Annotated in this window: 5 protein-coding genes; 4 read left to right on the top strand and 1 reads right to left on the bottom strand. The window is 30.3% G+C overall.

The annotated features are described in order from the left end of the window. From QM495_RS02285 to QM495_RS02275, 3 genes are all read left to right on the top strand, one after another. The coding region (locus QM495_RS02285) for an NAD(P)/FAD-dependent oxidoreductase (protein WP_408670488.1) at positions 1-342 on the top strand (342 nt) is incomplete at its 5' end. An 11-nt stretch (positions 343-353) separates the two neighbouring features. Next, positions 354-1,646 (top strand): aminopeptidase P N-terminal domain-containing protein, encoded by a 1,293-nt coding sequence (locus QM495_RS02280; protein WP_408670487.1) that lies wholly within the window; start codon positions 354-356, stop codon positions 1,644-1,646. Positions 1,647-1,743: 97 nt separating this feature from the next. Beyond that, positions 1,744-3,066, top strand: a complete 1,323-nt coding sequence (locus QM495_RS02275) for a S28 family serine protease (RefSeq protein ID WP_408670486.1) — start codon at positions 1,744-1,746, stop codon at positions 3,064-3,066. Here the strand turns inward: QM495_RS02275 and QM495_RS02270 are convergent. Continuing rightward, positions 3,063-4,166: a DUF4407 domain-containing protein gene (locus tag QM495_RS02270; protein ID WP_408670485.1), complete on the bottom strand. Its 1,104-nt coding sequence runs from the start codon at positions 4,164-4,166 to the stop codon at positions 3,063-3,065. The genes QM495_RS02275 and QM495_RS02270 overlap by 4 nt on opposite strands. A 273-nt stretch (positions 4,167-4,439) precedes the next feature. Between QM495_RS02270 and QM495_RS02265 the strand changes: the two genes are divergently transcribed. Then, positions 4,440-4,948, top strand: a 509-nt coding sequence (locus tag QM495_RS02265; protein WP_408670484.1) for a PhnA domain-containing protein, incomplete at its 3' end; no start/stop codon positions are given.

Here is a 4,948-nt window from a genome sequence, read left to right as displayed (position 1 = left end):
GGTTTTACGCGTTTTGGAGGTACCATGGAAATTGCAGGAATTAATTCAAAAATAAACAAAGTACGTGTGCAACAAATAGCTAATAATGCTACTATATTTTATCCAAATGTGACTATTACAGGTAATGAAATGGAAAGTGCCGCTTGTGGTTTACGCCCTGTTTCACCCGATGGTCTACCATTTATTGGAAGGTCTAAAAAATTAAATAATGTTTGTTTTGCAGCCGGGCATGCAATGTTGGGTTGGAGCCAAGCACATGCAACAGGTAAATTAATTTCAGAGATTATTTCAGAGAAAAAACCTTCTATAAACTTAAAACCATTTTCTGTTGACAGATTTTAAATTAAAAAATTATGAGATATAAAAAAATACCTTCATCATTATTTATTGAAAATAGACAAAATTTTGCAGCCAAAATGGAACCTAATTCCATTGCTATTTTAACCTCAAACGATGTAATGCCAAATAATGCGGATGATGTAATGGGGTTTACTCAGAACAATGAACTATTTTATTTAAGTGGAGTGGATCAGGAAGAATCGATTTTAATTTTATATCCGGATGCTGCTTTACCTGAAAACAGAGAGGTTTTATTTGTAAAAGAAACAAGTGATCTTATAAAAATTTGGGAAGGTGAAAAGCTAACTAAAGAACAAGCTTTTGAAGTTTCAGGAATTAAAAATGTAAAGTGGTTACAAGATTTTGAGTTGACATTACAATATATGGCTTTTGAAGCTGATACTTTTTATTTAGGACATAACGAACACAAAAAAACACTAACTGCAGATATAAATACGCAGCAAGACAGAATGATAGTTTTTTGTAAAGAAAAATATCCACTTCATAATTACAAGCGTGCCGCTAAAATTGCGCGTGAATTGCGTCAAATAAAATCTAAAGAAGAGGTTGCTTTAATGCAACAAGCTGCAAATATAAGTGTTGGTAGTTTTAAACGAGTTTTAAAAGCTGTTAAATCAGAAATGAAGGAGTACGAACTTGAAGCTGAATTAACGTATGAGCTTATTAGAAAAGGAGCAAAGCGACATGCATTTATGCCAATTGTAGCTTCTGGTGGTAATGCTTGTGCGTTGCACTATAATACAAATGATGCTGTTTGTAAGGATGGAGATATGGTTTTAATGGATTTTGGAGTTTGTTATGCAAACTATAATTCTGATACAACAAGGTGCTTTCCTGTAAATGGAAAATTTTCTAAAAGACAAAAAGAGGTGTATTTGGCGGTATTACATTGTTTGAAAGAAGGCTCAAAATTGATAAAGCCTGGTGTGGTTTCACAAGATTATGAAAAAGAAATGGCTAGTTTAGTGGAAGAACAATTAATTAAGTTAGGACTATTGAAAGCTAAAGATGTTAAAAATCAAGATAAGGATAACCCTTTATATAAAAAATATTTTATGCACGGAACAGCACATCATATTGGATTAGATGTTCATGATGTTGGTTTATATACTAGACCTTTTGAAGCTGGAATGGTGGTAACTTGTGAACCTGGAATTTATATTGCTGAAGAAGGTATTGGTTGTCGTTTAGAAAATGATTATTTAATTACAGAAAAGGGCACAAGAAATTTAACAGCTGCAATGCCAATTGAAATAGAGGAAATTGAAGCAATAATGAATGCTTAAGTCAAAAAAAGGCGAAACAATGAATACCATTTTTATAGTTTATAATTTTTTAGTTTAACTATTTTATGTAGTTCTAATTTTAATTCAAAATATTAATATGAAGTTTTATAAATCCCTTATTTTATTTATAACAATTAGTGTTTCCATAGTTGGCTGTAGAGTTGTAAAGTTAGAACCGGTTGAAATTTTAACTTTTCAGCAAAAATTAGAACAACTTTTTCCAAATGCCGAAATAACAAAAATAGGTGTGAAAGATCATTTTACAAAAGCTTTTCAACTAGTTTTAAATGAACCTTTAGACCATAATAATATTGAAGCCGGAACTTTTAAACATTATGTTTATTTGTCGCACACAGATAGTAAAAAACCAATGGTATTAATTACTGAAGGTTATAATGCAACTCCAAGAACTTATGAACTGAGCAAAATTCTTAAAAGTAATCAAGTACAAGTAGAATATCGTTTTTATGGAAAATCTCGTCCAGATTCAATTCAGTGGAATTATTTAAAAAACGACCAAGCTATTGAAGATTATCATCAATTAGTTAGAAAATTAAAAACTTTGTATAAGAGTAAGTGGATTTCAACTGGAATTAGTAAAGGAGGAGAAACGGTTCTAATTTACAAGTCGAAATACCCTTATGATGTTGATGTTGCAGTTCCTTATGTTGCACCGCTTATTAATACGCAAGAAGATTTGAGAACGGAAGAACATATTAAAACTATTGGAAGTGATGAATGTAGAACAAAAATTATAAAATATCAACGTTTACTTTTAGAGAATAGAGCTAATGTTTTAACTGAGATTTTGAAATATACTAAGATTAAAGGAATGAAATTCACCCGACTATCTATTGAAGAAGCTTTAGAGTATGCGGTTTTAGAATTTCCATTTTCTTTTTGGCAATGGGGTGGAAATTGTGATGAAATTCCTACAGAAAATGCTACAGCAAAAGATTTATTTGATTATGTAAATAACATTGTTGGAATTAGTTTTTATAATGATAAAACCTATTATGATTTATTGCCTTCGTATTACCAACATATCACAGAATTAGGTTATTATGGTTTTGATACAACTCCAGTTAAAGATTTATTGAGATTGGTTCATAAGCCAACAAATTTGCGTTTTACTCCAAAAAATGTAGACTTAACTTTTAATCCCAACTATATTAAAAAAGTACGTGATTATGTTGAAAATCAAGGAAATAAAATCTTGTACATTTATGGGGAATACGATACTTGGGGTGCTTGTGCACCAAATCCAAAACCGCATGTAAACTTTTTAAAAATGGTTTTAAAAGGAGGTTCACATAAAACTAGGATTAAAGATTTTTCAATTGAAGATAAACAGCTTATTTATAATAAATTACAAAATTGGTTGGGGTATAGTATCACTATATTTCCATTGGATAATTAACCAATAATTTTTTTCTGACTTTTATGAAATGCATCTGCTTGAAATTGTAAAATCTTACGTGCTTTTTGTTTTTTATAGTTGTATAATTCTTCTTCGTCAGCAAGTTCGTTGTAAATAGCTGTATTTAAAATAGTATCTGTACTTAAAACAGCTGCTCTTTGATTTTCTTTTTGTTCAACCCAATTTTTTACTGCATTTTCGTTGTCTTGAAGTTTGAAATCATATTCACCTTTTGGTGCTATTAATTTCGAAAAAATAGGTGAAGTTTCAATGGCTAAAAAAAGTAAGAAGATGAAAAATGAAGGTAGCCAAGGTAATTTATTTAATGCATTTATTCTAGCCATTAAACCCCCAAAGTTATTTATGATGGGCTGAGTTGTTATTTCTTGCTCTTTTTGAAGTTTAATTAGAGAATTTATTTGATTTTCTTTCTCTGAAATTTTAGTTTTATTATCAATTTTTAATTGTTTTAATTCGGCTAAAGTAGCATCGTGTTTTTCTCTTTTCTCTTTATAAACGGGGCCTTTGCCTAACAATTTTGTACCGGCTGTTCCTTCTGCCTCAGAAATATAGGTTGAATATAAAGTATTTGTTTCTGTTTCTTTGATATCTATTTCATGTTTTAATGCTGCTATTTCATTTTTAATTGAATTTATTTCTGGTGTAAACTGATTTGATAGTTGGTTTTTATTAGCTAATGTTAAGTCGTTTTTTTGAGTTAATAAAACTTGATTTATTTCTTTTTCGAAAATTTTTATTTCTAAAGGTTTTGAAATTACAACCGCAATTATTACTGCTAAAATTATTCGTGGAGTTACTTGCAAAATTTCTTTCCATTTATTTTCTTGTTTTTTAATGGTTGAAACAATAAAACGATCTAAGTTGAAAATTAATAATCCCCAAATTAATCCAAAAAAGATGGCTGTAAAATAGTTATCAAAAACAGTAAAAAGCGCATAGCTTGAGGCTATAAAAGCCATCATAGCTGTAAAAAATACGGTTCCACCAATTCCAGCATATTTAGTTTGTTCAGCTTTTGAGCTTGTTTTAAGAATATCGGTATCTGCGCCAGAGCACATCCAAAAAAATTGTTTAAGCATAACCTAGTAGTTTGTTATGCAAATAACGTAAAATTTTAAAAAATAGTATCTTAAAGTATTCTTAAAAGAAGAAGTATATTATTAAATAACTTGAATGTGTGTTTTTTATTGCGTTAGGGATAGCAGTGATATCCTTTTGTTAACTGAGCGAAGTAGAAGTTAAACAAAAGATTAAATGAATAGCCCGACCGAAGGGAACGCCTAAAAATCATTTTTATGAACGTTGTGATTGCTATTTTTTAAATGTATTTTTGCGACTCTAAAAAATAATATATGAGTATTTTAAATAAATTACAAGAACGTAGCGGATCTAAATGTGAATTGTGTGGTTCAACTGAAAATTTAAGTATGTATAAATTGCCACCAATGCCGGTTGGGACTGTTGATGATAGTATTTTAGCTTGTTCGACGTGTAAAAATCAACTAGAAAATCCAGATGAAGTTGATGCAAATCATTGGCGTTGTTTAAATGATAGTATGTGGAGTGAAGTTGCTTCAGTTCAAGTGGTTGCGTGGAGAATGCTAACACGTTTACGTGCTGAAGGTTGGCCACAAGATTTATTAGATATGTTATATTTAGATGATGAAAATTTAAAATGGGCTAAAGCAACAGGAGAAGATTTAGAGGAAGAACAAAAAGTAATCCACAGAGATGTAAATGGTGTAGTTTTACAGGCTGGAGATTCTGTTGTGCTGATTAAAGATTTAAAAGTAAAAGGCTCTAGTATGGTTGCAAAACAAGGTACTGCTGTTCGAAGAATTTCTTTAGATCCTGAGAACGA

This window comes from Lutibacter sp. (assembly GCF_046055765.1).
Lineage (GTDB): Bacteria > Bacteroidota > Bacteroidia > Flavobacteriales > Flavobacteriaceae > Lutibacter.
The sequence above is the reverse complement of the archived record's forward strand: the minus strand, read 5'-3'. Positions and strand labels throughout refer to the sequence as shown.

Excerpts from the sequence above, each read along its gene's own strand:
- QM495_RS02280 (WP_408670487.1), top strand. The coding sequence starts at position 354 with ATGAGATATAAAAAAATACCTTCATCATTATTTATTGAAAATAGACAA.
- QM495_RS02275 (WP_408670486.1), top strand. The coding sequence starts at position 1,744 with ATGAAGTTTTATAAATCCCTTATTTTATTTATAACAATTAGTGTTTCC.
- QM495_RS02270 (WP_408670485.1), bottom strand. The coding sequence starts at position 4,166 with ATGCTTAAACAATTTTTTTGGATGTGCTCTGGCGCAGATACCGATATT.